Genomic DNA, 25,836 nt, shown 5'->3' with positions numbered 1-25,836 from the left:
GGCCACAGGACGCACTACTGCCAACTGTGTGGCTGGACGGTCTACACCCCCGACCGCGACGCGGACTGCGTCTGTCGACAGCCACCCAACTCCTGAAACCGCGACGCTGCAACAGCTTCGGTGGTCGCGTTCGTGCGCGATCGGCTTATGGCGGGAGATGGACAGCGCGGGCTTCGACGTCGAGCCGGACACCCTGCCAGCTAGCGTGGCGGAGCGCGCCGACGAACTCTCGATAATGCACTGAACCGACGATCGTCGGCCTCACCCATCTGGTCGCCACCAGTCGTTGACGCGGCGGCGGCAAATCGAACGGATGGTCGTCCTGAGCGAGGCCGTCCAGCCGCTGGCGAAGGCTCTGGGCGGCGGCCGAGCTGAAGCCGCTGCCCACGTGGCCGACATACACCAGCTGGCCCGAGTCGTTGTAGGCCCCGAGAACCAACGACCCGAGACTCCGCCCTCCGTCGCTTCCCGCGACCCACCCGGAAACGATGACGTCCGTCGACCGCCGCAACGGGGTTTTGACCCACAACCGCGATCTCTGACCAGGGCGATACACCGAGTCCAGCCGCTTGGAAACGATCCCCTCGAGGTGGTGTTGCTGGGCCAGAACGAGAAGATCATCCGAGCCCACATCGGTCCACGACGGGGGAGTGCGCACCAGGGGGGCGTTGATCTCCAGGTCGACGAGGCGCGACCGGCGTTCCGAGTAGGGCAACGCCATCGTCGAGCGACCCTCGATCTCCAGCACATCGAAAGCAAACAGTTGAGTGGGATATGCCCGGATCAACTCGACGGTTGGCCGTGCGACATGCATTCGGTGCTGTAGGCGCACGAAAGACGGTGCGCCAGTTGAAGGTTCAGGGGCGATGATCTCGCCGTCGATGATCATCGAGCGTTTTCCGGCCAACGCTCCGACCTCGGCCGCCAGCTCCGGGAACGCTGGCGTGACGTTGCGTAGATTGCGACTGTAGAACCGACACTGACCAGCTGAAACCACGGCCACCGCTCGCATGCCGTCCCACTTCAGCTCCCGTGCCCAGAGGCGCGAATCCTCGGGCGGCCGCCCAGCGGTCGCCAACATCGGCGCTGGCACAGACACAGCTGCGAGCATACCAATAGCAAATATATGCCGGTCGGTTTGCTCGCTCCTGCCGAGAGGCGGCCGACTTGCTAGGTCAGGTCAACAACCCTGGCAGTAGCCGCATGCGTGCGCACCGCTGAAATGCTGACCTCGGCCCCGGCCTTGCTGGCGAACCCCTGACCGTAGGCGATCTTCTCGCCGTTGGGCGCAACCAGCCGCCAGCGCGGCTTCCCGTCTTCACCCGTGTAGATCTCAAACTTCGCAGCCATCATCTACCTCGCTTCACGTCGAACGGAAACGCTTATGTTCCGAACGATACTCCCTGGTAGGGCCGCTGTGGAGGCATCGAGATCGGCACGAAGTGGCGGCTCCAGCTACAACACGAAAGCCCGGCACCGCGTGCTACCACCGCTGTGCCGGGCTGACGAGCTGTTGTCAGTGTTTAGCGGCGCGTGAACTCGCCGTCCTTGATGCCCTTTAGGAAGGCGTCCCACTCCGTGAGGTTGTAGACAAGCTTCACGTCCTGCTCGGAGTTGCCTGCGCTGGGGCCGGTAAAGAGGGCACCGCCGTCCTCATGCAGTGCGAGCTTCACGCCTCCGCTGGCACCTGGTTCCATGCTCAGGACCAAGGCCAGCACTGAGTCCCATTGAGAAGCCGAAACGGCGATAGCTGGTTGCTGACTTGGCTCGCCTGTGTACTTGCTGTCGCGGATGAGCACGCGTTCGCCGTCGAAGCAGATTTCCACGCAGCCTTGGCCGTCATTGGAGTACGACGACTTGAAGAAGCCGCCGTTGTTGCTGCTGACGGGGTAAAAAGCGCTCATATTTTCAGGCTATCCTATCTGCGATTTCGTCAATCAGCGTCAACGTCGCTTCACGACTCAGCGACCGCTCCAGCTGACTTTCAAAGATGATGCGCAGCTCGCGCACGCGGGGTTGCTCGTCGATGATCCCTCGTATCACCACCGACTCGTGGTAGACGACAGGAAACGTAAGCGGGCTTTCGAAGTACAGAATATGGAACGGGCTACCGAGCAAGATCGGTCGCTCGCGAGCGGTGAGCGGAACGACGCGGATGTCGATCGTGTCCGGCCGGGTGCGCATCATGCTCGACAGGTGTAGAAGCTGCTCCCGCTGCACCTCTGCGCCGCCGATCTCCTGAATCAAGGCGGCCTCGTTGATGATGGCCGTCAACTGAAGAGGGTCTTCATCCTTCAAGCGCTGCTGTCGACGCAAGCGCGCTTCGATGTATAGCCCGGCGTCGACAGGTCGTACTCGCGCAATGTCCGAGGCCATGATCGCCCGCGCGTAGTTCTCAGTTTGGAGCAGGCCCGGAATCAGCAGACCTTCGTAGGTCTGGATGCTTTGCGCTCCATACTCAAGTCCCAGCAGTCGGCGTGTTGCCTCGTCGAAAAGGGTGGCGTAGTCCATCCACCAGCCGCGTTCGCGGGCCGTCTTGCGAAGGTCGATCAGTTCACGCTCGTCCTCAGAGCCCTGCGCGATTCCGAACAGCCGGAGCATCGCATTGAAGTGCTCATCGGTCAGAGCGCGACGGTCCGAAAACAACTGGTGCCAGTAGTTTGTGCCGATTCCGAGGGCTTTCGCGCCCGTCGCTGGATCGATCTTCGACTCGGTCCTCCATTGGCTGAGGCGAAGCAGCAACTCCATGCGCGCCACGGTCGGGCTCTTCGGCACGGCAGGCTCCCTTCCTTCTGATGGGCAGATCGTACCGCTTTCGGAAAAGCACCCGCTGCATGTTGCGTTGTCAACTTGACAGCGCTACCGTCAGTTGTGGTGCCGCTCACCATCGTTGATCAGTTCGCACCTGTATTCGTCAGACAGGAAGCAGGGACCATGTCTGTACACGCACTGATGACCAGCGACCAATCACGCCATCAGGCAGCGCCCGTCGGCCAGGGCGTATGGGTCGTGACTTACCTCCGTGGCCGGAAGCTGACCGAATCCCAGGCGGCGACCGCGATTCGAGCAGTTGAAGCGCTAGCCGAGATTCGCGGCCTCGCAGCTGAACTCGGCCTTACCCCGTTGGAACTGGTCGGAATGGCATTGCAGGAACCGTCCTCCAACGAGATCCCGCCAGTTTCAAAGTCTTTGATCCAGTTGATGAGTAGGCGATGACATGCCGAACTCGGAGACACCCAGGCCGATGGAGCCGGACGTGCATCTCATCTTGACGTTCGCGGCCGGAATCCAAATCCATGTCGCTGCGTGCTGGACGGCCGCGATGAACTTCGTAGCCGACTGGCCGAACCATCGCCCGCCTGGCTCGAACGTTGCGGTCGTGCCGGACAACGCACTCCACTGGCCGCGACTGCCGTCTGAAGAGGGCTACCTGTGGCCAAGTCGACCGGGCTCTATTCCCCCCAATTACACGCTCCGGCAGCTGCTTTCGAACCGCGACATGCGCTGCCAGACGTCTAACCCGTCTACCGAAATGCGAGAAGGCAGATGAGCTTCAGCAATCGATCCCGTCCATCGGTCTACGGCTTTTGGCCGACACCGTCGACACGACCCGCTATCGGAATGGAGCTACGGTGACGCTCTCCTTGCTGATCTCGACCTTCGTGATGGTCACTGTCGCGCCCTGTATCTGCTTGGCAATGAAACTCGCGGTGCGGTTGGAAATGGCGCGCTGGGGTGAGCCTTTCGAGTATGACCCTCCAACGGATCGGATGCGCCCGCCTCCGCCGGGCGCGTCGACGTTCGATCGGCGGCCGCGCGTGAAACGCGTTGAACCGCTGCATGTTCAGCGTGCAGCGACCCTGGGCGAATTGCTCGAACGCAAGCGCGCAGAGGACCAGCGGAACCAGCGCAGATTGGCGGGGGCGGGTGCGTCCCGGTGATCTTCTGCCGCCTCGACGTCGCCACTACTTCAGGCGGCTGGGCTGCCGCCACCCACTGAGAAGCGAGTAGATATGACCGAGACCATCCGCATCCCAGACGACATTCAGCAGCAGTTGGACAACTATCAACGGTTCGGCATCCCTGCTGAGTTCGACTCCTATTCGCGCGATCTGTACGTGCAGGCGGGCAAGGATTCCGAAATCACCTCGCTGAGCGTGACCGAGCCGGTTGGGAGAGCATTGCTGAGGTCGAAAGCTCTTCCTTCCGATGTTTCGGTGATGCTCTGGAACCCCACCCTGCAGGGGCAAGCTGCGCGATTGATCTTCCTCTGTGGACCACCGCCAGCTGTTGACTTCACTGCAGGGCTTCTCCCGGTGCATACCGTCTGCGGATCGAAGGTTCACGTTGCGTTCGGCGGTCGCCTTGGCCTTCCTACCGCCGGAGATGACCGCCGTGTATGGGCCAGCGGGCCGGGACCTCGAACCAAGTTCCCCGATCTTCTCCAGCTGATCGCCCGCGCCAAAAAGGTCGACACCCGCCGGAGCAAGCGCGCCGAGGGCGGCGGCGATCCATGATCCAGAACCTCGGCACACAGGCCAGGGGAGGGACGCAATGACGGACGAGTCCGCTTGGCAATCCTTCGAACGCCTCAGGTGGAAGGGGGACCGCTCCGATGAACGACGGCAACTGGCTCCTGCGGTGCCGCAATGGAATCGCATCACCGCGTCCGATGCCATCAACGGATGGCGTCTCTCGGGACCGGAATCACAACGGACTTTGACCAAGCGGTTCTACTCCGGAACGGCCACGATCATCGTACTGAGAGCTGACGGAACTCTGCGACTGACGATTAGCAACTCGAAAGGGCGACTGATCAATAGCGGGCTCGAAAGAGCTTGCGAGAGTCGCGAAATGGACGAACTCAAACGACTGGCTGAGAACAGTCTAGGCGGGTCGCAGGATGCTTCAGAGGAGAATGTCTCGTGAGTGTTCAGTTGGATAGGCGTGGCGGATCGTCGCCCGGTGTCCGCCACGGCCGAGTGAAATGGTTCAACAGAGACGGCGGATTTGGATTCGTCACCTGTAGCGATGGTGAAGATGTCTTGGTTCGGAGTTCCGAGGTGCCTGCACCGCCAACCGTTGATGAGCCGAAGTATCTGGAACAAGGACAGCAGCTCCGGTTCACCGTCACGACTGATAGACGGAACCCGGAAGCCGTAAACATTGAACTCGTCGAGTGACGATAGGAACTCTGATGGCAGTTGGCACCAAAAGCATTAAGAAGACGAATTACACGATGGCGCAGGTGGATACGCTCCGGGTGTTGGCCCGGCAGTCTGAAGGGAAGACTGCTCATTGGATCGCGGTCGCGCGAGACTGCGGCTCGCCAGGTGGGCAGGGCGTAACGCTGAAGGCGCTGAAGAAGCTGAAGTTGGCGAGGGTCGTGCCGGGCACCACTGGAGGCGACAAGAAATGGTTGATCACCGAGGCGGGCCGAGAAGTTTGGGTTGGCGTAGAGGGTGATTGGAAGTGACCGAAGAACATCTTGCGGGCATCCGGTACCCGCAGACAGCTATGGTTCACAGCCTGACCTACGCAATACTCAAGCGCCACGCGGGTGGTGGCGAGGCGGTCATATATGCACTGGGTACGCAGCCCGAAACCGGCGAGGTTACGTTCTCCTACCTCTCGCTGAGCGAGGTATCTGCCAGCTTCCCTCGGTCCGAATCGACACATCCGTATGTGGACGCCGCGATGGTCCTGCAGGCAGAAGCACCGCTGATGATGTGGGGTTTCGGGCTGTACTACGAAGCGCAAGTCACCCCTGACGGAGTCGGCGAACTGGACGAGATCGTTCGGAAGGCCAGCGCGGCACCGGTCGCGCCGTTCACCAAACCTCAACTGGCGAAGGCTGTTGCCATTTTCGATGCTCGGGGCAATCGGTGGGATCTCGTGCGTACCAGTGGCTCTGAGCTTTCTGCTACTCGATTTCGCGTCGCGGCCGAAGTGCCGGAGCGCCCCAGTGGAGATCTCCAATACCTCTGGTCGGCCGCAAGAGCGTTGGACCAACAGAACTGGCGTGACAGTCATTCGTTCGCTGATTAGGGGGCGAAGGGTGGGATACAAGGTTCCACGGCGGGCGTGCCTACTGCCGACCGCTTGCGAGATCGTGCAGGCGGCTCAGATGATAATTCCCGTTTTCCATCCCGGACGGCCGATCTTGCTAGTGACCTACATGATCGCGAAACGGACTCAATGGGTCCGCCCTGAAGAGGAACTGGCCATCTCCGATACCTTGCACGGCGGTGTGGTGCTGGAGGATCTGGGCGTCTACACCGTCGCTGACTATGTCCTTCCGCCCTTGCAGGATGGCATCAACAACGCTGTCGGTTGCCATGGTTTCGGGCAGAAAATCACAGCCGTTGTCGACACATGGTCCCAATATGACGCTGACCGCATGGTCGCCCCGCTCCTGAATCAGAAACCCAATTTGAACTTGCTGCGATCACATGTCCGTGCTCGTCGCGAATACACCGACCTCCGTGCGAAAGTCATTGCGCGCCAGCAGCAATACCCACATGAATCTTCCGGGCAGCTTGTAATGCTGAACACTGCAATGGGTTCGGCGGAACGCCCGGTGCAGGGCCCGGCAATCGTTCATCCGGGATGAAAGAATGAGTGAGAGGAATACCTGACATGGCTCAGGGCGTAGTGAAGTGGTTCAACAGTGAGAAGGGCTTCGGCTTCATCGCGCCAGACGGTGGGGGGCCCGATGTTTTCGTGCACTACACCGGCGTCGTCGGCTCGGGTTTCCGTTCGCTCGATGAGGGGCAGCGCGTGGAGTTCGAGATCGGCCACGGGAACAGGGGACCGCAGGCCCAGGAAGTGCGAGGCGTCTGACTTCGTGGACAGGCTATGACTTCGCAGTTGGCCCGAGAGCGGGGTCCGCCGCCGAATCCGCGCCGACTAATGGTTCGCGGTCACTGCCGCCAGCGCCCGTGGTGAGGGTCTGGCGGGGACAACGCTCAAATGCGGCGGCCCCCGGAGCCTGACCGGGGGTCTGTCCGATCGTCGACCATCAATCGCGAGACCGCATCCGCCGCAATCGCGTTCGCGCACTTACGCCCCTTCTGCCGAAGGGGCTATGTGTCGTAGGTCACATGCAATTGTTTTCGACTGTTGCTTGGTGACCGAGCAACACTGCTGCTAGATTTGCCAGCATGCCCGACAAGATCAACCCTCCCGCCGCAAAGCCGCCCAATACGGTAAAGCTGCTCCGGCCCAGCAGGATTCAACCGGCCACGCCTGGTAGTCCGATGTTACCCATTCCTTTCCGGCTTCAGGCGGCATGAATCCCGCTTGCGGGGACCGCCGTGGAACCCGCACCGGCTACGCCCGGCATCGGCGCGCGAACCAATCCGCGTGCGCCGCGTGCAAAGAAGCCGAAGCGCGCTACAAAACCCCTACTCCTCGCCCGGTCCCCGAATGCGGCACCGAAGCGATGTTCGGACGACACCGGCGACGCGGCGAACGATGCGCCACCTGCCGCAAAGCCGTCACCGAGCTCGACAAAGTCCGCAAGAAGAACAGGCGCGCCAACGCAGCACCCCGGCCCGCTGAACCCATCATCCACGTTCCCCGAAACGTCTTCGCTCGCCTGTATCTGAACGCGTCCATCGCCGACCAGCTGCACGCCGAACAGCACATTCCGGAGAACCGCATCCAACGCTGCGTGGCAGAACACAATCTCGCCGCCTAAAAACGTGAACCCCCAGGACTATTCACGATGTTCTGGTTGATCCAAACCGTCATTCTCCTCGCGGCGGCCCTGCTCGGGCACGCCGTGATCGACTACACCCACTACCGGCCTCGGCTGAGTCCAGCTCAACGAAAGCTGGAAATCGTCGCATCGATCGCGACGGTCTGCGCGGGAATCTGCTGCGCGATAAATCTCTGAAACTCAGAGCCCCACAACAAGTTTCATAGGACTTATCGTGCAGCTTCCGCGACCCCAAAATCCCGAATACGCCGCCATCGTCGTGCGTATTCCCGCTCTCATCCCGCTGGCAGGCCGTGACCGCATCGTCGGTGTCCCCGTCCTGGGACGCCAGGCGATCACCGCCAAAGACACCTACCAGCCCGGAGACCTGGCCCTGTACTTTCCCACGGAAGTACAGCTGTCCGCCGACTACTGCCGGGCACTGAATCTGTTCCGCGACGCCAGCCTCAACGCCGACCCGACCGTCACCGGGTACCTGGAACCGAACCGTCGCGTGCGGGCCCTCAAGCTCGGCTCGCACCGCTCCGACGCGTTGCTGATGCCGCTGGCCTCGCTGACCTGGCTGGGCCTGGACCCGAGCCTGCTGCGCGAACACGACACCTTCGACACGCTCGGCGGCATCGAGCTGTGCCGCAAATACGTCGTCCCCACCCGCGCCAGCAGCGCGCCGAAGCTGCAGACCCCCAAGCAGACACGGATCGCCAGCAAGCACTTTCCCGAGCACCTGGACACCGCCAACTGGTGGCGACAGCGGCAGCTGCTCGACGACGACGACCAGATCACGGTCACTCAGAAGGTGCACGGCACCTCCCACCGCGTCGCGAACACCCTGGCCGCCATCCCCGCCCCGGCGCGGCTGCTGCAGCGCCTCGGCCACTGGGTTGCCCGCAAGACCGGCGTGCCGATCCAGACCCACGACTACGCACCGGTCTACGGCAGCCGCCGCGTCATCAAGGACATCGGCAACGCCGACCAGAACCACTTCTACGCCACCGTCGACGGCGTCGACCTCTGGACGCACTACGGCCGCATCCTCGACGGCCTGTTGCCCCAGGGCTACATCGCCTACGGCGAGCTCATCGGTTGGAACCTCGACGGCAGCCCGATCCAGAAGGACTACACCTACCGCATCCCGCACGGCAAAGCCGAGCTGCTGATCTACCGGGTCGCTGTCGTGAACCCCCAAGGCGTTCAGCTCGACCTCACCTGGGATCAGGTCGAAGAGTTCTGCTCGACCCTCGGTCTGAAGACCGTGCCCGTCCTGTGGCGCGGCCGCGCCGCAGACTTCGATCCGGACCAGTGGATGGACACCCGCTACTTCGAGGCCGGATACCGGCACGCCATCCCCCTCGACCCCGGCAAACAGCCCGACGAGGGCGTGGTGGTCCGCCGCGATGGCCTCAAGCCACTGCTGCTCAAGGCCAAAAGTCCCGGCTTCCTTCGCTACGAAACCAAGGAACTCGACGCCGGGCACGCCGACATCGAATCCATCGAAGGCGCAACCGAATTGCAGGCCGCAGCATGACCGGCCTCCTCAACCACGAGCAGCTGGCCGAAGCACTGCTGGCCGCCTTCGAAGACAACGCCGCCTCGCACATGCCGGTGTCGGCCCCCCGGGTGCGATCGGACGGCACGACCGACGAAGTGATGCTCGAAGGACTGTTCAGCCTCGACGACATCGCCGAACTGCTGCTGGCGCGCCTGGTCGCCGTCGCACTGCCTGCCCCCGGCCGATCGGTCTCTGTCGAGCCCGGCTCTACCAGCTGGCCCCTCACCGAACCAGCCATCAACGTCAGCGCCCGCCACGAAGCCGGACGGATCAGTTTCGACGGCTCCGGCGATCGGCTGTGGCTGACCCAGGACTCGGCGCTTGCGCTCGCCGCGCGGCTCATCACCGCCGCCCACACGCTCAACCACCCCGCCCTCGCGAACAGGAGCCAGCGATGACCGCACCCACCACCAGCCCGGCGGCCCCCGATCTGGAGGTCAAGGTGAGCCCCACCGGCTACACCACGCTTTCGCTCCACGTCGACCGCACCGTGCTGAAGCTGCGGTCCAGCGACGCCCACAACCGCGAAGCGCTCATCGCCGCGTCGCTGATCATCCGCGACCGCATCGGCACCGTCGACCGCACCTGGAAAGGCAACCCCCGCGTCATCCCGGACGGCGTGACGATCGTGCTGACCAACCGGATGCTCACCCGCGAGCGGTCTTTCGTGATCTACCGCTCCGAAATCGGCCGCCGCAACGCCCGCAACGCCCCCATGCAGGCGGCCGCGTGAAAGCCCGCGACCTCGGCCCCGAACACGTGGGCCAGACCATCCTCACCGGCAAAGGCGGCGGCCGCCGCCGCGCCATCATCACCGCAGTCGGCCAGCTGAGCACCTACACCGCCGTGCGCGTCGACTACCCCAACCGGGGAAGCGACGTGCTCGCGCTGACATTCGACACCGACATCGACATCGAGATCTGAACCATGCCAACACTTTCCATCACCAGAGGCCCACAAGGCTCAGGCAAAACCAAACTCGCCCGCCGCCTGGCCGCGTCCGAACCCAACACAGTGCGCTTGTCCCGCGACGCGTTCCGCGAAATGTGTTACGGGCAAAGCGGAATCCTGTCACCGAAGCAGGAGAACCTGATCACGGCCATGATGCGCGCGGCCGCCGTCGCCGCACTGCACGGCGGCGCGAACCCCGTCATCGACGCCACCCACGGACCGCTGCGCCACGCTCGCGCGTGGGCCAACCTCGCCCACGCTCACGGAGCCGCGTTCCGCTGCCTCGACGTCACCGCCACCGAACAGCAGTGCATCGCCAACGTGGAATCCCGTGTCGCCGCTGGCGGCCACCACGTGCCGGTCGAAGCGATCCAGGCATGGTTCAAACGGTTCCCCCCACCCTGGCCCGAGGTCAAGGCTGACTTCGCCCAGCTGAAGATCGAGCGCTACAAGCCCGACACGACGCTCCCCGACGCGGTGATCGTGGACATGGACGGCACCCTGGCCGACAACAGCTGGCGCGGCCCCTACGACTGGGAACACGTCATCAGCGACCCGCTGATGCCGACGACGCGACGCATCGTCAACGCCCTGGTCGAGAACGACGCCCGGCTGACTGTCATCGTCGTCTCCGGCCGCCCCGATCTGTGCATGGACGACACCGAACGCTGGCTCGACCGCAAGGAAATCGCGTGGGATGAGCTGCACATGCGTGAAACGGGCGACAACCGGCCCGACAACGTCGTGAAGTACGAAATCTTCGATCGCGAGATCCGGCCCCGGTTCAATGTGATCGGCGTCTTCGACGACCGCTTGCAGGTCGTGCGGATGTGGCACGAGCTCGGACTGAACGTGTACAGGGTGGGTGATCCCGATGCCGACTTCTGAGGCCCGACCCGCCAACGCCATGACCGGCCAGCCGCCCGCAACGGTCATCGGCCTGCCCGCCGTCTCCGCCAGCGCGGGAGGCGGACAGCCGCCCCGTGATGAGCTGGTGGCCATTGCCCGCCAGCTGCTCGTCCCGCTGCAAGTCATCGCCCGCCACTTCGGGCTGCAGTTCACCGTCGAGCTTCAGGAAATCCCATGAGCGACTTCTACGACCCGGGCCCGGAATGCAACGGCCACGAAGACGGCTGCGCCTGCATCGAATCCGATTGGGACGGCGAGGAGGACTACCCCCGCGACGACACGGACGACCAGTGCTGAGCACCGCCCGGTGCCGGGCTCAGCTCACGGGGGAGCGGGCAATCGTCGGCCTCGCCGTCGCGGTCCTGGTCTACGAGATCGCCGCTCCCGAAGGCCAGCTGATCTCCCACGCCGTAGATCGCCTGCTCGAAACCCACCGCCTGGCAACCATCTTCGCCATCACCTACACCGCCGCCCACCTTCTCAACGTCCTCCCGCCGCGCCTGGACCTCTACCACCAGCTCGGCTCAACACTCGGAAGCTGACATGGACAACACTCTGGCCGAAATCGCCACCCTCGAACGCGCCGCCGCCTACCTCGAACGCGCGGTCGACCGCATCCACCGGGAAATCGGACTGCTCAAAGCCATGCACGCCAGCGTTCACCGTGACAGCGTCGCCGAAGCCATCGACCAGGCCCCGCCGCTCGACGAAACCCACACCGCACTGATCGCCCAGCGATTCCGCGATGTCCTCGCCGACTGGCCGACCGTGGCTGAATCCTTCGAACTGCGATTCAGCGCGGGCACCATGGCCGAGATCACCGAGGCCGCCGAGTTGCTGGGCATGCCGCTCAACACCTACCTGCAAGGTGCGGCCGCCGCCTACGCCCGCCAGCTGCGATCCGCCGACACCCTCGAACGGAACGAGGCAGCGTGAGGACACTGCTGATCGGCTCCCACGCCGCCGGAAAGCACGGTGTGGATCTGGGCCGCGAACCCAACGATTTCGACTACGTCGCCGACAACCGCGAATTCCTCACCGGCAACGAGGATTTCGGCCTTCGCTTCGATGTGTGGTGGGACGAGTCCTTCATGGACTGGCTGACCGAAGGCACCGTGCGTGTGGCCACGCTCGACGAGCTGGCCACCCTCAAACTCAGCCACGCGGGCTGGGATCTGCGCAACGGCTCCTGGGCCAAACACATGCGCGACTTCACCATCCTCCAGGCGCACGGAGCGAAGGTCGACGACGACCTCTACACGCTGCTCTACAAGGCGTGGGAGCGCTTGCACGGCCGCAAGCCGGTCAATCTCGACCAGGACAACCGCAGCTTCTTCACCGACGCCGTGACACGGGTCTACGACCACGACAGCTTGCACAGGTCGGTGGCCTATCAACCCGGAAAGCCGCTGTATGAGGATGTCCTTCGCGACGGCGCGGATGTCGAAATGGACATGGCCAAAATCTGGGCGCTGTCACACCACGATCAGGTCAGGCTCTTTCGCGAGGAGATCTACGCGACGGCGCTGGAACGCATCATCATCCCGTCCGGCTACACCGCCAGCCCCCTCGCCGCCTACCGGTGGGCTCTGCGCCGCACCATCACCAGCTTGACCAAGGGCCGCTCCAGCCGGTTCATCGCCGAGCACTACGCCGAGTTCGTCCACCCCGACCTCGACTACGTCGCCCACCACCTCGCCAACACCCGCTACCTGATCAGCCTGGAAGGCAACTAGCCATGGATGTACTCGAAGTTCAACGTCTGCTGCTCGCCCGCGACTTCCGGGTTCGCACCGGCGCGCTCGCGCGCGGCTGGTGGGCCATCTACACCGCTGTCAGCGACGCACCCGCAGTGATCATCGACGGCCTCGGCGTCGTCGAGAAGGTCGACGCCGATATCAGCCCCGGCGATATGTACCTCGTGGTTCGCATCACCGCCGACGACGGCACCGTTCGCCACTACCGGGTCACTGGCTACTGGGACTCCTGGGACAGCCGCTGGGACGGCCACCTGCACGAGGTCACCCCGACCACCAAGCTCGTCACCAGCTTCACCGTCATCGACGACGACGCCGCGTGAACACCAGCACCGCGCGATTTCTGCTGGCAGACAAAGCCACCTGGGGAAAGCTCGACCGCCAACTTGTCGAATTCGGCACCTTCGACCTCGGCACCTGCACGGCCACGATCCTCGAACGATACGTCGAAACCATCCGCGCCGACCAAAGCGGTTACAGCCCAGCTCATCTCGTGATCCGTATCGACCACCGCGACGGCAGCGACCCCGACTACTTCCGCAAAGACGGCAAGTACTCGCACTACTTCCGCTCGGTCTACTGGGAGGGGGAATTCTACCGAGTCGAACCCGTCGAAAAGACCGCCACCACCTACGAACGACCCTGAAACTCATTGATCCACAACTGCATACAGGAGAACCATGCCGTACACCATCGATGAACTGCACGCCGCCCTCAACCGGCTCTACGACCAGGACGAGGACCAGGACGAGGACTTCGACAGCGGCGACCCCGGCAACAACGTGTGGCACGAGTTCTACTGGGACCTCGTCAAGGACGCCAAGGACGCCAGCTTCGTTGTCTTGCCCGGCATCGGTGCCGCCCGCATCCTCGACGAGCACGGCGGCGAGGGCCAGGGCGACAGCTACTACTTCATCTTCTCCGTCACCGACTCCGACGAGAACGTGCGGATCTTCCACCGTGACGGCTGGTACCAGAGCCACAACGGCGGCTACTACGAAGGGCCCACCACCGAACGGGTCGCCCAGGAAAAGCTTGTGACCGTCTACGAACCGCTCGCCGCCTAGGAGCAAAGCTCATGACAGACCCCAACTTCGATCTCTACGAAGCCAACTACCGGATCGAGCAGGCCAAGCCGTGGAGCGGATGGGGGTGGTCCAGCCACGCCGACATCAAGGGGTACGGCACCGTCGACGTCGTCGACACCCTCGCCGACGACCGGAGCCAGCAGCGCTACAGCGATGGCCACCCCCAGGGCTCAACCGCGCCCGCAGGCATCATCTTCCGCATCACCCGCACCGATGGCACCGTGTCGCACTACCGCAAGAGCGGCACCTATGACTCATACGGCGAGTTGACCTACGACGGCCCCTTCGAACGCGTCGCAGAAGTCACGCGGACAGTCACTGGATACGAACCCGTCAAGTAACAGCCATGTGGAGGGAGGCCGAGCCAGTCAGCTCGGTTTCCCACACTGCACATAAAGCGAGGACCGCCCAGATCTCTCCTGCAATGCGCAGGGTAGGCAGTCCTCTGGCTCGCCGATTCTCGCCACAGATCGACTTACGTCGTCTTCGGAAAGGGAGTTCCGGCAATGCTAGCTCGCGTCCACACCTCCGTGGGGCGAAACTCACTCTCTCGGTGACCGGTCGGCGGCCAACCATTTCGTCATCGTCTGACGTTTGCCGCGATGGTGGTAGCGGATGACGTCACCGGTCTCCCAGTTCTTCGCGTAGTAGATCTGGCCGGAATCAGTCCAGTCGACCTCGATCTCATTGCGGTCGCGATCGAATGTGGGACGAGATCCGACCCTGTCCCACCCGTCACCAGTCTGCTTGGTGCCCAGTTCCCAGCCATGCTCGATGGCGAGGGCTTCTATGTCACGTCGGGTAGTCATAGAGCGGGAAGCAACTCCGCAAGATCGTTGATGATTCTCATGCTTGAAGATCCTTTCACGCCGCTCAGGCTCTTCAGCTGTGCGCCGACTGCGCGCATGGCGTCGATGGGGGCATGCACACGTGCTGGTGGCGCGGAGCGGCTAGGTTCGACAGCGCCGCGTGTGTTGCGCCGAGTAGGAATCGGCGCAACACACGCGGCTTGTCAGGTGATGGTGTGCCTAGGCAACTCGTCCGGTATACCCCGGCGAGGTCAATACGGCCTGAAGGCGCTCAGCCAACTTGCCTGGCTCCCACCCCAGTTGCTGTATGACCTTGGTCGGGATAGCACCTGCGTCATGCAGGATCGCCAACTGGACGTGCTCGGCCCCGACTGCCTTCAGACCGGCCTGTCGAGCGATCTCCTCCGCATGAGCGAGAATCGCGCGCAGGCGCGGATTGTCAGGCAAGCGTTCCACGGCATCCATCACAGTCACCTCACTATCAAGCCAGCATGAGTTCCAGCCACGCCCATTTGCCGTTATTGCTGAAGATCGGCAGGTGGAAGTCGCAAATGAACTTGCGCTCCTTGCCCTTCCACAGCGTAGACACCTTCTCCCCGTCGTGGAACTCATTGCATTCCATCTTCGGCCTGCCCTCCTCGTCCGCCTCGACCCGGGTGTACCCGGCGGCGCGGAACTGCTGGAAGTCGACCGTAGCGGCCGGGGGTGCAGGCTGAGCCGTCGCAACAGTCGCGTTGCCCAGGACCAGGGCCGCGCTCGTGAGGGCGACAGCGAGGATGCTTTGAACTCTCATTGTGTTCTCCTGTTCTCGATACAGAGAAGGCGCGCGCTCAGGGCGAGCGCGCGCCGATTTCCGCCTGGTTTGTCAGGCGGGGTTTGGGGTCCGAACCGGAAAGGCCGGACAGTCTGGGGATCGCTGGCGGAACCGCTGCTTGCCCGGATTACGGGCCCGACCCGCATGAGCATGTCGACAGCGATGCGCATGCACGACAGAATGTTTCGGTGAATCGCGATGCGAACCTGGTCCGCGTAGGCGAGAAGGTGCACGCCCGACGAAGGGAGCTGCGCATCACGTCCCGCGAAGAGCTCGCCGACCTCTGCGGCCTGAGCACTCGGGTGCTCGGCACCGTGGAACGCGGAGATCACGCGGTCTCAGCCGGTACCTACGCGCAGATCGAACAAGCTTTGGGCTGGGCCCCCGGCAGTGTCGCCACGATCGCCGCTGGCGGCGAGCCGACAGTTACCAGTTCCGCTGCCCTGCACACGATGTCAGCCTCCGAACTTCAGCGGCTGGCGGATCAGCAGTGGGGCCGCGAACGCATTGGAGCGTTCACGACCGCCGATCGTGTCGTTATCAAGGACTTCATCGACGAGTTGGGACGTCAGCGGTTCAGCGATTGGGATGCGCGCTTTCCGTCCTGATCGCCGACCACGCTGACGAGGGAAGCGAAGTTGCCTCACCCTTCGTGCAGCTCGCGAAGGGTGAGGCGATATCAATCCGCCTGTGATCCGGCAGGCTTATGCTTCTCCCAAGCCTCCAGCTCCTCGATAGAGCGAACCTCGGAGCGGATGGCGCGTCGACGGGCCTCGATCGCTGTCAGTTCCGACCGAAGAACTGCTAGCCGGTCGACCGCTGTCACGACTACTGCCTCATCTTCCGCGACCATCTTCTGCGCCATCCCGGCCGGAACGTTCCGCACCTCCAGCAACACCGGCGACTGATTGCCGAGCTGAGGAGCGATCTGGGTGCCTGCCGTACGCGGGAACTCGCCAGCCACCAAACTCACGTCCGGTGCGAACCGCACACCCTCATCGGGCTTGTCGCGCGATACCAACAAGACCCCAGCCGCGCGCGCCTGTTGCCAGTAGCGCGCATGGTGGTGCAGTTGCAGTCGCACCATCACCCGTGCCTCGTCGGAGCCGTCTGTGCCGTAGAACCTGCGGCACAGAGCACGTACCCGAGTCTCGTCGACGATATGGAAGAACCAGGAGTCGGTGTCGTCGAAAGTCTGCGCGCCGAGACTCGCGGCCTCGACGTCGAACAACGCATTGCCGGGTACGCGCACTTCCAACTCTCCATCGGCGCGGATGACCTGAACATCAGGCATGACGCACCTCCTTTCAAATACAAAAAAGGCGCGCACCCGGTTGGATGCGCGCCGTCGCAATGAGCGCTTGTCTGTCGGTGAATTAAGTTATGTCGAACCAAGATTCGGGGAATCGAAGATGTGGTCGATCTCGTCCGGGAAGCTCTCTCGCGCACAGTCCTCGCCCATGCCGAGCTTCTTGGAGTCGTCGCGGCTCAACTTGTTGCCGCATTTCGAACAATGCCCGGTAAGCATTCCGTATTGGATGGCTTGCGAGTACGCCTCTGATTGGAGGGTCGCGATGACGCGATCGTGCTCCGGTTTATCGATGTCCCGCTGCCATTTCTTTCGGGTTTGGTCGTATCGCCACAGATAGCCGGTCACATAGTTCGGATCGTATTTCAGCCAGTATCGCCGGTCGTCAACGATGTAGCGGCCGTAGGGAATTCCGTAGCGACTGTCCTTCAGTGGAGGTTTCGTTGGTCGGCCGGGAGTCTGGTCGTGTGTCCGCCGTACCGATCGGCCCAACCCGGGAATCTCGGCGCGATCTTCCCGGCCCGCGTTGGCATCCGGCATGGGAGCCGATTCGGGTTCATGCGCCCGGGTGGAGGATGGAGTCGAAGGGCTTTGGTCACCGACGACCCAAGCCAAGGCTTGCTCAAGCAGCTCGCCGGTCGCCTCGACCTCGTTGAGTCCGACTCCAGGTTTGGTGCTGTTGGCGGAACCTGACCGCCATAGTTTGGTCAGGCGGCCTGTCTTCGGGGAGTACCGGATCACGACGAAGTCGATCGGCCCTATCTTCACCGTCAGCTGGCGACCAGTGTCATTCTCGATCCATCGTCGGTGCTCTCGCACCGCGTGGCGGACACGACCGATCGGGGTATCGGCTAACGCCGGATCGAAGACCGCGACACGATAGACCGTCATTCGGCGGCCTCCGTCGTGTTCTACCGTGTATCCCGCATCGCGCAGGCTCCGCGCAACCCGGTCGGCGACGCGGGTCGTTTCAGTCTCACCCGCCAGGCCGATGTCCACCGAGATTTGACGCGGAAGCCCGCTCTTGGAGACATACATCCCCTCGCGCTGATGTCGTTGTTCTGGCGCGACAGTTCGGTACCCGAGCTTGCGCAGTGTCGCTGACACGCTCGACGCGCTCAGCGGTTGAAGGACGACCTGTTCAGTGGCCAACGCGTCACGGTCGACACGATCATCTGTCATCAGTACCTCCTCCCACAGGCGCGCCAGCTTTCGAACGGCCTAGTCAACGGTCTACCTGATCACCGGGAAGGATGCCACACACCGCAGCGGTGTATACCTGGCTTGCGCGCCACGCAGCGCCTTCCAAGACGGTCATCGCCGCTGGGTCTTCGCGCAATCCTGGATCGGTCCTCGCGGCCCGCACCGCCGCCTTGGCGTCTTCCCAGTCCATTTTGGCCGACGCAACTGTGTCGGTGTAGCTGGCGTCTTCAGCTTCTTCGCGCCGAAGTCTCGACTTCCCAGCAGCCAGCATTGCCCAAACGTTCATTCAACCTCCGATCAGCCCAGGTACGGGCATCAAAAAGGTCCGCTGCCCATATGGCAGCGGACCTACATCAGCGTGTCGCGGATCAGCTAGAACGTGTCCGGGTCGATCCCTCGCGTCCACGTGGCCGAGCGGCTGACGACCTCGTTGCCGTCAGCGTCGTTCTCGCGATAGGTGTACGTGCAGGACACTGTGCCTTGCGCTTTGGCTTGCCCTTCGGCGGCGGCCTTCAACTCGTCACCGGTCATTGCATCTCCTTTCACCAGCCAAGGGTTTGCTGCCTTGGCTCTATCCCGGAATGTCCGCGAGATCGATGCTGTACGCGTCGACATCGGCGAGCTTGTTCGAGAGCTCGTCAGCGCACCCGATGAGCTCTTCTCTGGCTTCGGCGCGTTCGTCTCGGTCGGCAGCCTCATCAAGCCAGGTCTCCGCGTAGCCCTCCATGGCCGACCAGGCGTGAGTGAACTCCTCCAGAACCTCAACGACGCCACGAGCGAGGTCGGTAGCCGCATGAAGCGTCTCGATTGCTTGCGCGACGGCTCTGAACGGTCGCGATGAATCGTTCACTGGATCTTTTATATCGGCCAACCCGTCGGTATCAATGTCCAAGTCTGCGGCGTCAGCGATGGTATTGAAACGTTCAATCCATGCTCCGGCATTCTCGACCATCTGCGAAACCTCGGATTGCATCTCTTCGACCTCGGCGCGAGTGAACCGCTGATCTTTAGCGATAGCGTCGATAACTTGACGTGTCGTGCGTGGCATTCAACACCTTCCCTCTAATATTTGGATTCGATCAAATCACCCGAATGTTCTTCTGTCAACACACAATTGAACGCTGCGAATAGGAGCGCTCGGCGTCCACGTGAGCTAGTACCCAATAGTTGGAATACTTACGCTGCGCTAGTCGAAAAAATCGCTGCTCTCGGAGCTCGAAGTATCGAGCAAGTGTCGCAGTTCCAGCGCATCGCGCGATTCCTGCCGCATTTTGTCGAGCTCGGCAATCTGCGTCCACAACGAGGCCACGTCGGGCTGCGGTCGGGGACCCGACTCAATGGTTTCCTCAATCCACGTTGTCCCCAGCTTCGGAAGGGTAATGAACTCTTCGAACTGGTCATCGTTCCAACTCGGCACCCACGCGCCGCTGCGACACACCAACACCGCGTCCCAGGGGCCCACCGGAACATCATCGGAGGTAGAGGCGGGCCATCTGTCCAACCGCCGCTCAACCGGCACCAAGGGGCCTTCTTCTGCGTCGTAGAACGTCGCCCCGTCTTCACTGGCCCGCCACCACGGATACCGTACGTGCAAGTCCGAGCCACGCTTGTGATGCTCGATCATCCAACTACCGCAGTCGAACTCGTCAACCTCGGTCAAATGCTCGGAGGACGGGTAACCGCAATCGTGGTGTGCGTCGAAGAGCCAGACCTCTTCCCATCCATCGGCGTCGATGCCGTAGGTCTCCGGCAGGATCAACCCTGCGGCAGAGTTGGATTCTGACACCAGAACCCCGAAGGTCTCCGACAGGTCGAACCTTTGCCAGAAGCTCTCATAGCGTTGGCAACGTGGGAACGTGAGCTCGCCGCGTGTGGCTTCATCGGCGGCCGCCCAGCGGCGCATGAACGTCATCGCCCGCAGGTCCCAGACGTCGAAGATCATGTAGCGATTCTCGCGGTGGAACCAGTCGTAATCGAGGACTTCGGGACGATACACAGCCTCTAATGCGGGGTTGGGGAAGAAGTAGTCCCAATCGACGACCAGCAACCGGCCCGCGAGGACTCGCGCCTCCGCCATCACGAACCAGCCTGATCAAGCTTCCGCATCGGCCCCATGAGGTTCGCTCGAACGCTAGCGAACAATGGGCCCACTTGCGCGGTCAATTGAGCGAAAGCATCAGCATCGGACCGTCCAACGCTTGCCGCCTTGATAGGAACAACCCGTCGAGTCAACGCATCCCATCGGTTTCCGGCGATCAATTCAGCGCAGGTTTCACACGCACCCCAGTTGCCGCTACTGAAGCTATCCGGATTGAACGGGATCGTGAAGTCCGCGACCGGGACTATCCATTGCGGCCTACCAACGCCACAGAAGTCACACACTCCGCCTTCCCAATCCGGAGGCGCAGGTACCGGCTGTGGAGCGTGATCATTATTCCCGAAGCTCGGATGCTCGTACTGGATGCCGTAGGCGGTCTTTCGCATGTATAGACCCGCATTGCATCTAGCGCATACGAACGGTGGAAGATCACTCATCAGAAGTTAAATCTCCTATCGGAAATAGCAAAGCAGCACCCCAGAACAATATCGCCACGACCGGCATCGGCATGCCGACGCCTATGCAGGATAGACACCAAGGGTAAACGAATTGATCGGTTCCAGAAACACGTGCGGCAGACCCGCTATCGGTGAGATTCGTAGCCGTTCGGCGACGACGTCGCGCGGGACGCCGAGCGCACCGACCAGCTCGGTCAGCACCTCGGCATCGCAACCGCCGTCGACAACCGCCAGAGCCCAATCACGCGGCCCGCCTTCCCAACCGATCGAGAACGACCCGGCACGCAAGCCCTCGTGCACGTGGTCATACAGCCGGGGCTCCGACCCCCGCTCGATCCATGCCCCGAAGCGCTCCCGCACCGCCACCACCACCGCCGCCGCGTCTTCCCGGGACAGCCCGGCATGCTCGCCGTCACAGACGCCGCCAGCAGGCGCGGCATGCCCTGTGATCCGAAAGTCCTCGTCCACCGGCACAAGTTCGGCACCGCAACGCAAGCACGTCACCCCCGCCGCGCCCAGCGGCGGATACTGAGCGACCAGCACCCAACTCTTCTGCGTGCGCGCCGATTCCGGCGGAACGTAGTACACCTCGGCCCAGCCCAGTAGCTCGACGATCTGCTGAGCAGACCGCCGCGCTCGGTCCTCGTAGGCGACGACCTGTACTCCGCTCAACGGTGTGCGGGGTTCGTGTATCCACTCACCGGTCGAGTAGCCGTCCTCATCGAAGACCGGCACGCGTTGGGTCGTGTAGTGGTAGCGCACCCGCCAATCCTGGGTCATTCCACGCTTGGGCATGGCCTACCCGTACCTGATCTCGCCGAGCGTGGCCAGCTGGACGACAGCGTCGGCTACACATGCGTCATAGTCGTGGCCGCCGTCGCGGTTGGTCAGCGACCGCTCCGCACGCTGCACCGCGTCCGAGGAACCGCAGTGGTGGAACTTGCCTGCCTTCTCCCACGCCAGCAGCAGTTGCCAGCCGCGTGCGATGTCCTCGACGGTGACGAAGAGCTCCGGGGTACCGTCGTCGACCGAGCCGTCCTCGTCGGCCTCTTGGACGACCATCTGTTTGTTCGGCTCTCCGTTCAGCGGAGCCCACTTCACGTGGGCCCAGTAGCGCACCGCGCCCGCAGAATCGTCCAACATGTCCTCGTAGAACTCTTGACGTAGTTGCGATCGGTTCGGCAACTCTCCATCACTCCTCGACTTCGGCGGCCGCCCCGATAGCGGCCACGTCGCGTCTTCGGGTGGAATCGAACCACCCACCACAGACAATCTTGGCGCAACCTGCGAAGACAGCCCACGCACTGTGTGAGCTAGCTATCGGTGTTGAATCTGGCAGGCGCATCGCACACTGCGGACTGGTCGCGGTGTGCGATGCGAATCCGCGACCACCTGCCCTCTGCCTGCGATGCGTCAGGCCGCGTGTGTGGCGACCTGCGTGAATCGCGCGGTGAGCTCGTTGAAGTAGTCGCCCACCAGGTCAAAATGATGGTCACCCTCGTCAGGAGCTGCGTCATAGACCGCTCCGTCGTTCACATTCACGCGCACCCGCTCCGGCCCCAACGTGTCGATCTGGACAAGCAGGGTGCCGTCGAGATCGCTGCGACCTATCCAGATCGCTAACCGATCTTCGGTTCGAGCGGGATCGGTGTAGCCCACGTACACGACGGGCTGGGCATCGTCGGACAAGCTGACAAGAACGTCGTCTTGGACCTTTTTGATGAGACTGACCATCTAGTGACCTTTCGACAGTGCAGCTACCCGATTGGCAGCCTGCATCGTGTCGTCGGTGGAATCGAACCACCCGCCGCCGACAACCGGCGGCGGCGAACCTGCAACGACGAACCCAGTGCCCAACCGGCAATGGGCGCACTGGCACAACCCGAACAACCTGTGACGGTCTAGGTGTCGGACTTGAATCTCTCGGGCAGTTCGAATGAGACGGGTTTGAGTCCCGATTCGATCCGCTTGCGACCACGCCACCAGTAGGCGTCGCGGATCTGTTCGTTGGTCAACACGTCGTTCTGTGCCGCCCAATCCGCGAGTGCGGTGAAGTACTCGCCGTCGTCGCGGGTCACAGAATTGCCGAGTGCATCCAGCGCCCACATCGTCGAGCGCAGAAGCAGAGTGGTCGGGTCCGGTGCCGTGCTCGGATCGAAACTCGTCATCGTGTCGCCCCTTCGCTCACTGCCGCCTCGCGCGTTCGCGTCGGGCTTCCTCGTCCAGCGAGTAGTTGTGCACCTTCACGGGCCCGATCGGGACATCCGACCGGCCAGCAGCCAGCACCAACCGCCGGACCGTTTCCGGCAGGTGCACCGTGGGGTGCCCGGCCGCGAACCGCTCATGCGAAGTCACCCAACCGTTCTCGTCGTGCACGTCGACGGGCTGCAAGTACCAGTGCGGCTTTCCTGAGAGTCCGAACATGCCGGTCTCATACCGCGACGACGAGGTACCCGAATCCACGTCGATCGTCGTGACTTTGGTCGCCATTTCCAGGCACACCAGCACGTAGGCGGCGACGTCGTAGCGGCGAACCTCGGGGACGGTGATTCCCTCGAACGATTCAAAGGTCTGCCCGGGTGCCGGATGGCGGGGGTAGGCGTGCATGTAGCCGACGATCACCATGTCCAGTTCGCCGGAATCCGTGCGGAACTCATCAATGCTCATAGAATTCTGTACCTAACTCACTCGGTGGGAAACGCCAACGCAGGACGCGTTGCGATGTAATCCAGGACGTCTTTTCGGCGCTCGTTGAAATGCCGCCTTCGCGGCCATGGGAACACGCCGTCGCGATCGTTCACGTTCAGGAAGTGCACCGACCGCACGCCGTTCGCGTCCTCGGTGACTTTCCCGAGGGTGTATTCGGCGTTCTCCAAGAACGGAATACAGACAATCGGCTGTATCGCACCGAACACCTGCACGTCGCGGTGAGAGATGCTGTTGTAGCAGCCGATAATCTGTTGGAACTGAGAAGTTCCGCGCTCATACGGTACGGGGAGCGGCAGCGCGAGAGCGCACACTGTCAGCCATTCTTCCAGATCGTCCGTATTCCGAAAGGCGACGTGCGCCGTGCCGCCAGCTCGGACGGTGTACCAGTACCCGCACGTTCGCTCGTGCGCGTCCTGGTCCAAGCAGTACAGCGTCAGATCTTTGTAATGCGTTGAGTATGGGCTCAACAGTGCCTCCAATCTTGTTCGATCGCGGGGTATCGACACCCCAAACCCCGTACCTCTCAACGAGATACAGGGGAGTGGAATCGATTCACCAGAGAAGAAGAGCGAGTACCGCTAAACCGGCGATGCCGAGCGCAGCCAACAGAACCAAACCCATTCAGGCGCTCTCATTTCTCGGGCGCGCAAGCCTGCCCTCAAAGCGCAGCCAAAGACGGCGAACCCAGGCACGCGGCGCACGGCGAGAGGTCAGCGCGGCACAGCGGCCGCAGTAGGTCAGCCCGTAGTCGGTGGCCTTCACCCTGTGCCCGACAACTCGGCACCACAGACCCGCCCAGCACCCAGGATCACCCGGCCACGCTCGACTCTTAACCGGCATCGCCGGAACCGGTGGGAGGAGGAAAGGCCGCGTCGAACTTCTCCACGCGCTCCTCGCACTGCCGCAGCCAATCGCCGTACGCCGACACCGACCCCACCCAACTCCGCTGGTCGGGGCGCAGACCCCGTGCTCTCCGCATCGAACTTGCCCGACGCCGAAGCAGGCGAACCTGATTCACGCCCTCTTGCAGCAACGCACGGGCCGAGCGTGCAACAGCGACCGTCTCCCAGTACCCGCCGTTGTACATCCAACTCAGGGCCTCGAACTCGAAACTGCGCGCCGTCACCGTCAACCGGAAGCGATGTAAGGCACCGTGGCTCACGTGCGGGTCTGTCCGGGCGGTGAGCTTGGTTCGCTCCATCCGCACCAAGCCCGTCTGCTCTTCGACATAGTGGTCGACGAACCAGGCTTCCCAGCTGGCCAAGGTGAGCGAGCCACCGGCCAGCAGCGTTTCCGCAATCCACTCGGCGATCACCGGGATTTGAAAGCCCGGATCAGCCCAATGCAAATAGTAGGTGGCGCTCCCATCCGGAAGACGGAACTGAAAGACGGCAGGATTGCCCATAGAAGTACTCCACTTCGAGAGAACGAGAATTCACGCGCAAGACGGGCGCGCAAGATCAGACAGGGGGATAGGCACCCCATACCCTGCGCCTGACGAGCAGGCACAGGGGAGTGGAAACTATCCGAGACTTCCCGATCAGCCCGAGGTCACGAGTTCCGACATCCAGTCCGTCAGCACGTCCTCCTTCTGTGCCTCCTCGAGCCGCACCGGCATCAGCAAGCCCTGAAAGTTGCTGCCGATCGTGACCAGATTTGGCCGAGCGGCGGACGTGCGCCACACCACATGACGGGCAGACTCGACTTTCGCGAACTTCGCGAAATACGCCGGATTCAACCCCAAGACTGCCGGGCTATCGCTGCTGCCCTCGACCCCCTGGAACAGCGCCCGCCACTTGACGAACTCGAAGTCCGAGAGCCGATGCGACATTGACTGGCCATCCGGCAGGGTGAAAACCACCTCAGTCTCGGTCACCTCGACATCAGCGCGCCACATCATTCTCTTGAGCGGCCGCCAAGCCTTCAGCACCTGCTTCACGAACGACAGCGGGACATTCGCCGTGAAGGCCGCCCCCTCGTAGTTGTCCGTACGTGCGACACCCACCAAGAATCGGTCAGTGGCAACCGCCACCAACTGAGTCTCGCTGGCCTCCAACCGCACACATTGCAGCATCGGCAACGTAGCGTCGCCGCCCGCGAAAAGGTGAGCGTCCGACAACACCCTGAACAAGTCCGCGAACGGAACCGTATTACCCATCCATTATTCCTTTCTCGATTACAAAATGCTTGACCTACGTGCAGCACCCACAGCACGGTGCGTCCTCGCACCGACCGCGAGCGTTGCGGTAGACCGTTTCTCCAGAACTCGGGAAGTACGCCGACACAGAACGCTGCGAACCTCCGGCCGCCGCGCTACCCGTGCAGTCCTTCCGCAAGTGGTAAGTCCTGCCGCGCCCGCCGTAACGCATGGACGCACCGACAGCAATCGATTGCCCGCAGCGGCGACACGGCGTCGCGTACTTGGCTTTGATCGTGGAAAACGCCATCGACCTACCCGC

47 protein-coding genes are annotated in these 25,836 nt (G+C 62.6%); 26 read left to right on the top strand and 21 right to left on the bottom strand.

All coding sequences use genetic code 11. The annotated features are described in order from the left end of the window. Positions 1–145: 145 nt before the first annotated feature. The 4 genes from AB0I43_RS05065 to AB0I43_RS05050 all read right to left on the bottom strand — a co-directional run bounded on the left by AB0I43_RS05065 (position 146) and on the right by AB0I43_RS05050 (position 2,775). The gene (locus tag AB0I43_RS05065; protein ID WP_357431405.1) at positions 146–1,099 is read right to left on the bottom strand and encodes an ATP-dependent DNA ligase; all 954 of its coding nucleotides are present in this window, start codon (positions 1,097–1,099) and stop codon (positions 146–148) included. Positions 1,100–1,170: 71 nt separating this feature from the next. Beyond that, a complete protein-coding gene (locus tag AB0I43_RS05060) occupies positions 1,171–1,353 on the bottom strand; it encodes a DUF1508 domain-containing protein (RefSeq protein ID WP_357431403.1) in 183 nt (60 codons plus the stop codon). A 170-nt stretch (positions 1,354–1,523) separates the two neighbouring features. After that, a complete protein-coding gene (locus AB0I43_RS05055) occupies positions 1,524–1,904 on the bottom strand; it encodes a DUF397 domain-containing protein (protein WP_357431401.1) in 381 nt (126 codons plus the stop codon). Positions 1,905–1,908: 4 nt separating this feature from the next. Beyond that, entirely contained in the window at positions 1,909–2,775 is an 867-nt protein-coding gene (locus tag AB0I43_RS05050; protein ID WP_357431399.1) for a DUF5753 domain-containing protein, read from the bottom strand. Positions 2,776–2,874: 99 nt separating this feature from the next. Between AB0I43_RS05050 and AB0I43_RS05045 the strand changes: the two genes are divergently transcribed. The 25 genes from AB0I43_RS05045 (at position 2,875) to AB0I43_RS04925 (ending at position 14,318) form a co-directional block, all read left to right on the top strand. After that, complete coding sequence (locus tag AB0I43_RS05045; RefSeq protein WP_357431397.1) at positions 2,875–3,216, top strand: hypothetical protein; 342 nt, start codon at positions 2,875–2,877, stop codon at positions 3,214–3,216. Positions 3,217–3,632: 416 nt separating this feature from the next. After that, complete coding sequence (locus AB0I43_RS05040; RefSeq protein WP_357431395.1) at positions 3,633–3,941, top strand: hypothetical protein; 309 nt, start codon at positions 3,633–3,635, stop codon at positions 3,939–3,941. A 72-nt stretch (positions 3,942–4,013) separates the two neighbouring features. Beyond that, the gene (locus AB0I43_RS05035) at positions 4,014–4,517 is read left to right on the top strand and encodes a hypothetical protein (protein WP_357431393.1); all 504 of its coding nucleotides are present in this window, start codon (positions 4,014–4,016) and stop codon (positions 4,515–4,517) included. A 37-nt stretch (positions 4,518–4,554) separates the two neighbouring features. After that, entirely contained in the window at positions 4,555–4,929 is a 375-nt protein-coding gene (locus AB0I43_RS05030; RefSeq protein WP_357431391.1) for a hypothetical protein, read from the top strand. Then, entirely contained in the window at positions 4,926–5,183 is a 258-nt protein-coding gene (locus AB0I43_RS05025) for a cold shock domain-containing protein (protein ID WP_357431389.1), read from the top strand. The genes AB0I43_RS05030 and AB0I43_RS05025 overlap by 4 nt, the downstream gene beginning before the upstream one ends. A gap of 14 nt (positions 5,184–5,197) precedes the next feature. Then, positions 5,198–5,476 (top strand): hypothetical protein, encoded by a 279-nt coding sequence (locus tag AB0I43_RS05020; RefSeq protein WP_357431388.1) that lies wholly within the window; start codon positions 5,198–5,200, stop codon positions 5,474–5,476. Continuing rightward, on the top strand, positions 5,473–6,048 hold the full coding sequence (locus tag AB0I43_RS05015; RefSeq protein ID WP_357431386.1) for a hypothetical protein: 576 nt from the start codon (positions 5,473–5,475) through the stop codon (positions 6,046–6,048). Before AB0I43_RS05020 ends, AB0I43_RS05015 begins: the two co-directional genes overlap by 4 nt. Before the next feature lie 121 nt (positions 6,049–6,169). After that, positions 6,170–6,613, top strand: a complete 444-nt coding sequence (locus tag AB0I43_RS05010; RefSeq protein ID WP_357431384.1) for a hypothetical protein — start codon at positions 6,170–6,172, stop codon at positions 6,611–6,613. 26 nt (positions 6,614–6,639) lie between these two features. Then, entirely contained in the window at positions 6,640–6,843 is a 204-nt protein-coding gene (locus AB0I43_RS05005) for a cold-shock protein (RefSeq protein WP_357431382.1), read from the top strand. Between the two features lie 448 nt (positions 6,844–7,291). Further along, positions 7,292–7,702, top strand: coding sequence for a hypothetical protein (locus AB0I43_RS05000; protein WP_357431380.1), 411 nt, complete (start codon positions 7,292–7,294; stop codon positions 7,700–7,702). Between the two features lie 27 nt (positions 7,703–7,729). Then, on the top strand, positions 7,730–7,900 hold the full coding sequence (locus AB0I43_RS04995) for a hypothetical protein (protein ID WP_357431378.1): 171 nt from the start codon (positions 7,730–7,732) through the stop codon (positions 7,898–7,900). 37 nt (positions 7,901–7,937) lie between these two features. Then, a complete protein-coding gene (locus AB0I43_RS04990; protein ID WP_357431376.1) occupies positions 7,938–9,248 on the top strand; it encodes an RNA ligase family protein in 1,311 nt (436 codons plus the stop codon). Then, complete coding sequence (locus tag AB0I43_RS04985; protein WP_357431374.1) at positions 9,245–9,670, top strand: hypothetical protein; 426 nt, start codon at positions 9,245–9,247, stop codon at positions 9,668–9,670. The genes AB0I43_RS04990 and AB0I43_RS04985 overlap by 4 nt, the downstream gene beginning before the upstream one ends. Then, positions 9,667–10,005 (top strand): hypothetical protein, encoded by a 339-nt coding sequence (locus AB0I43_RS04980; RefSeq protein WP_357431372.1) that lies wholly within the window; start codon positions 9,667–9,669, stop codon positions 10,003–10,005. Before AB0I43_RS04985 ends, AB0I43_RS04980 begins: the two co-directional genes overlap by 4 nt. Then, positions 10,002–10,196 (top strand): hypothetical protein, encoded by a 195-nt coding sequence (locus AB0I43_RS04975; RefSeq protein ID WP_357431370.1) that lies wholly within the window; start codon positions 10,002–10,004, stop codon positions 10,194–10,196. Before AB0I43_RS04980 ends, AB0I43_RS04975 begins: the two co-directional genes overlap by 4 nt. A 3-nt stretch (positions 10,197–10,199) precedes the next feature. After that, complete coding sequence (locus AB0I43_RS04970) at positions 10,200–11,111, top strand: AAA family ATPase (RefSeq protein WP_357431368.1); 912 nt, start codon at positions 10,200–10,202, stop codon at positions 11,109–11,111. Further along, positions 11,098–11,310, top strand: coding sequence for a hypothetical protein (locus AB0I43_RS04965; protein WP_357431366.1), 213 nt, complete (start codon positions 11,098–11,100; stop codon positions 11,308–11,310). The genes AB0I43_RS04970 and AB0I43_RS04965 overlap by 14 nt, the downstream gene beginning before the upstream one ends. Next, positions 11,307–11,429 carry a hypothetical protein gene (locus AB0I43_RS04960; protein ID WP_357431364.1) on the top strand — a complete coding sequence of 41 codons (123 nt, stop codon included), beginning with the start codon at positions 11,307–11,309 and terminating at the stop codon, positions 11,427–11,429. The genes AB0I43_RS04965 and AB0I43_RS04960 overlap by 4 nt, the downstream gene beginning before the upstream one ends. Next, on the top strand, positions 11,423–11,674 hold the full coding sequence (locus AB0I43_RS04955; RefSeq protein ID WP_357431362.1) for a hypothetical protein: 252 nt from the start codon (positions 11,423–11,425) through the stop codon (positions 11,672–11,674). The genes AB0I43_RS04960 and AB0I43_RS04955 overlap by 7 nt, the downstream gene beginning before the upstream one ends. 1 nt (position 11,675) lies before the next feature. Next, positions 11,676–12,068, top strand: a complete 393-nt coding sequence (locus tag AB0I43_RS04950; protein ID WP_357431361.1) for a hypothetical protein — start codon at positions 11,676–11,678, stop codon at positions 12,066–12,068. Then, positions 12,065–12,868 (top strand): hypothetical protein, encoded by an 804-nt coding sequence (locus tag AB0I43_RS04945; RefSeq protein WP_357431359.1) that lies wholly within the window; start codon positions 12,065–12,067, stop codon positions 12,866–12,868. Before AB0I43_RS04950 ends, AB0I43_RS04945 begins: the two co-directional genes overlap by 4 nt. 2 nt (positions 12,869–12,870) lie before the next feature. Continuing rightward, complete coding sequence (locus AB0I43_RS04940; RefSeq protein ID WP_357431357.1) at positions 12,871–13,212, top strand: hypothetical protein; 342 nt, start codon at positions 12,871–12,873, stop codon at positions 13,210–13,212. Then, positions 13,209–13,535: a hypothetical protein gene (locus AB0I43_RS04935; protein ID WP_357431355.1), complete on the top strand. Its 327-nt coding sequence runs from the start codon at positions 13,209–13,211 to the stop codon at positions 13,533–13,535. The genes AB0I43_RS04940 and AB0I43_RS04935 overlap by 4 nt, the downstream gene beginning before the upstream one ends. A gap of 34 nt (positions 13,536–13,569) precedes the next feature. Next, entirely contained in the window at positions 13,570–13,956 is a 387-nt protein-coding gene (locus AB0I43_RS04930; RefSeq protein WP_357431353.1) for a hypothetical protein, read from the top strand. A gap of 11 nt (positions 13,957–13,967) precedes the next feature. Continuing rightward, positions 13,968–14,318, top strand: coding sequence for a hypothetical protein (locus AB0I43_RS04925; RefSeq protein ID WP_357431351.1), 351 nt, complete (start codon positions 13,968–13,970; stop codon positions 14,316–14,318). Between the two features lie 201 nt (positions 14,319–14,519). Here AB0I43_RS04925 and AB0I43_RS04920 read toward each other — a convergent pair whose 3' ends face one another. The 3 genes from AB0I43_RS04920 to AB0I43_RS04910 all read right to left on the bottom strand — a co-directional run bounded on the left by AB0I43_RS04920 (position 14,520) and on the right by AB0I43_RS04910 (position 15,579). After that, entirely contained in the window at positions 14,520–14,786 is a 267-nt protein-coding gene (locus AB0I43_RS04920; RefSeq protein WP_357431349.1) for a hypothetical protein, read from the bottom strand. A gap of 219 nt (positions 14,787–15,005) precedes the next feature. Further along, the gene (locus tag AB0I43_RS04915; protein ID WP_357431347.1) at positions 15,006–15,251 is read right to left on the bottom strand and encodes a Clp protease N-terminal domain-containing protein; all 246 of its coding nucleotides are present in this window, start codon (positions 15,249–15,251) and stop codon (positions 15,006–15,008) included. A 16-nt stretch (positions 15,252–15,267) separates the two neighbouring features. Beyond that, entirely contained in the window at positions 15,268–15,579 is a 312-nt protein-coding gene (locus tag AB0I43_RS04910) for a hypothetical protein (protein WP_357431345.1), read from the bottom strand. Between the two features lie 209 nt (positions 15,580–15,788). Between AB0I43_RS04910 and AB0I43_RS04905 the strand changes: the two genes are divergently transcribed. Beyond that, positions 15,789–16,208 (top strand): helix-turn-helix domain-containing protein, encoded by a 420-nt coding sequence (locus AB0I43_RS04905; protein WP_357431343.1) that lies wholly within the window; start codon positions 15,789–15,791, stop codon positions 16,206–16,208. Between the two features lie 71 nt (positions 16,209–16,279). Here AB0I43_RS04905 and AB0I43_RS04900 read toward each other — a convergent pair whose 3' ends face one another. The 14 genes from AB0I43_RS04900 to AB0I43_RS04835 all read right to left on the bottom strand — a co-directional run bounded on the left by AB0I43_RS04900 (position 16,280) and on the right by AB0I43_RS04835 (position 25,535). Then, positions 16,280–16,894 carry a hypothetical protein gene (locus AB0I43_RS04900; RefSeq protein ID WP_357431341.1) on the bottom strand — a complete coding sequence of 205 codons (615 nt, stop codon included), beginning with the start codon at positions 16,892–16,894 and terminating at the stop codon, positions 16,280–16,282. Positions 16,895–16,981: 87 nt separating this feature from the next. Beyond that, complete coding sequence (locus tag AB0I43_RS04895) at positions 16,982–18,091, bottom strand: DUF6011 domain-containing protein (RefSeq protein ID WP_357431339.1); 1,110 nt, start codon at positions 18,089–18,091, stop codon at positions 16,982–16,984. A 43-nt stretch (positions 18,092–18,134) separates the two neighbouring features. Then, positions 18,135–18,398 carry a hypothetical protein gene (locus AB0I43_RS04890; RefSeq protein ID WP_357431337.1) on the bottom strand — a complete coding sequence of 88 codons (264 nt, stop codon included), beginning with the start codon at positions 18,396–18,398 and terminating at the stop codon, positions 18,135–18,137. 86 nt (positions 18,399–18,484) lie between these two features. Next, entirely contained in the window at positions 18,485–18,643 is a 159-nt protein-coding gene (locus AB0I43_RS04885; RefSeq protein WP_357431335.1) for a hypothetical protein, read from the bottom strand. A gap of 40 nt (positions 18,644–18,683) precedes the next feature. Beyond that, a complete protein-coding gene (locus tag AB0I43_RS04880; RefSeq protein WP_357431333.1) occupies positions 18,684–19,160 on the bottom strand; it encodes a hypothetical protein in 477 nt (158 codons plus the stop codon). A gap of 138 nt (positions 19,161–19,298) precedes the next feature. Beyond that, a complete protein-coding gene (locus tag AB0I43_RS04875; protein ID WP_357431332.1) occupies positions 19,299–20,189 on the bottom strand; it encodes a hypothetical protein in 891 nt (296 codons plus the stop codon). 539 nt (positions 20,190–20,728) lie between these two features. Beyond that, on the bottom strand, positions 20,729–21,463 hold the full coding sequence (locus AB0I43_RS04870) for a hypothetical protein (protein WP_357431330.1): 735 nt from the start codon (positions 21,461–21,463) through the stop codon (positions 20,729–20,731). Between the two features lie 3 nt (positions 21,464–21,466). Next, positions 21,467–21,811, bottom strand: coding sequence for a hypothetical protein (locus tag AB0I43_RS04865; protein WP_357431328.1), 345 nt, complete (start codon positions 21,809–21,811; stop codon positions 21,467–21,469). A gap of 270 nt (positions 21,812–22,081) precedes the next feature. Further along, positions 22,082–22,402: a hypothetical protein gene (locus AB0I43_RS04860; RefSeq protein WP_357431326.1), complete on the bottom strand. Its 321-nt coding sequence runs from the start codon at positions 22,400–22,402 to the stop codon at positions 22,082–22,084. Between the two features lie 167 nt (positions 22,403–22,569). After that, positions 22,570–22,836, bottom strand: a complete 267-nt coding sequence (locus AB0I43_RS04855) for a hypothetical protein (protein ID WP_357431324.1) — start codon at positions 22,834–22,836, stop codon at positions 22,570–22,572. A gap of 16 nt (positions 22,837–22,852) precedes the next feature. Continuing rightward, entirely contained in the window at positions 22,853–23,335 is a 483-nt protein-coding gene (locus AB0I43_RS04850; RefSeq protein ID WP_357431322.1) for a hypothetical protein, read from the bottom strand. 17 nt (positions 23,336–23,352) lie between these two features. After that, positions 23,353–23,799 carry a hypothetical protein gene (locus AB0I43_RS04845; protein WP_357431320.1) on the bottom strand — a complete coding sequence of 149 codons (447 nt, stop codon included), beginning with the start codon at positions 23,797–23,799 and terminating at the stop codon, positions 23,353–23,355. Positions 23,800–24,206: 407 nt separating this feature from the next. Further along, positions 24,207–24,782, bottom strand: coding sequence for a hypothetical protein (locus AB0I43_RS04840; protein ID WP_357431318.1), 576 nt, complete (start codon positions 24,780–24,782; stop codon positions 24,207–24,209). A 135-nt stretch (positions 24,783–24,917) separates the two neighbouring features. Then, positions 24,918–25,535 (bottom strand): hypothetical protein, encoded by a 618-nt coding sequence (locus tag AB0I43_RS04835; RefSeq protein WP_357431316.1) that lies wholly within the window; start codon positions 25,533–25,535, stop codon positions 24,918–24,920. Between the last annotated feature and the right edge of the window lie 301 nt (positions 25,536–25,836).

The sequence above is a fragment of the Nocardia sp. NPDC050435 genome (genome assembly GCF_040655395.1).
Classification (GTDB): Bacteria; Actinomycetota; Actinomycetes; order Mycobacteriales; family Mycobacteriaceae; genus Nocardia.
The sequence above is the reverse complement of the archived record's forward strand: the minus strand, read 5'-3'. Positions and strand labels throughout refer to the sequence as shown.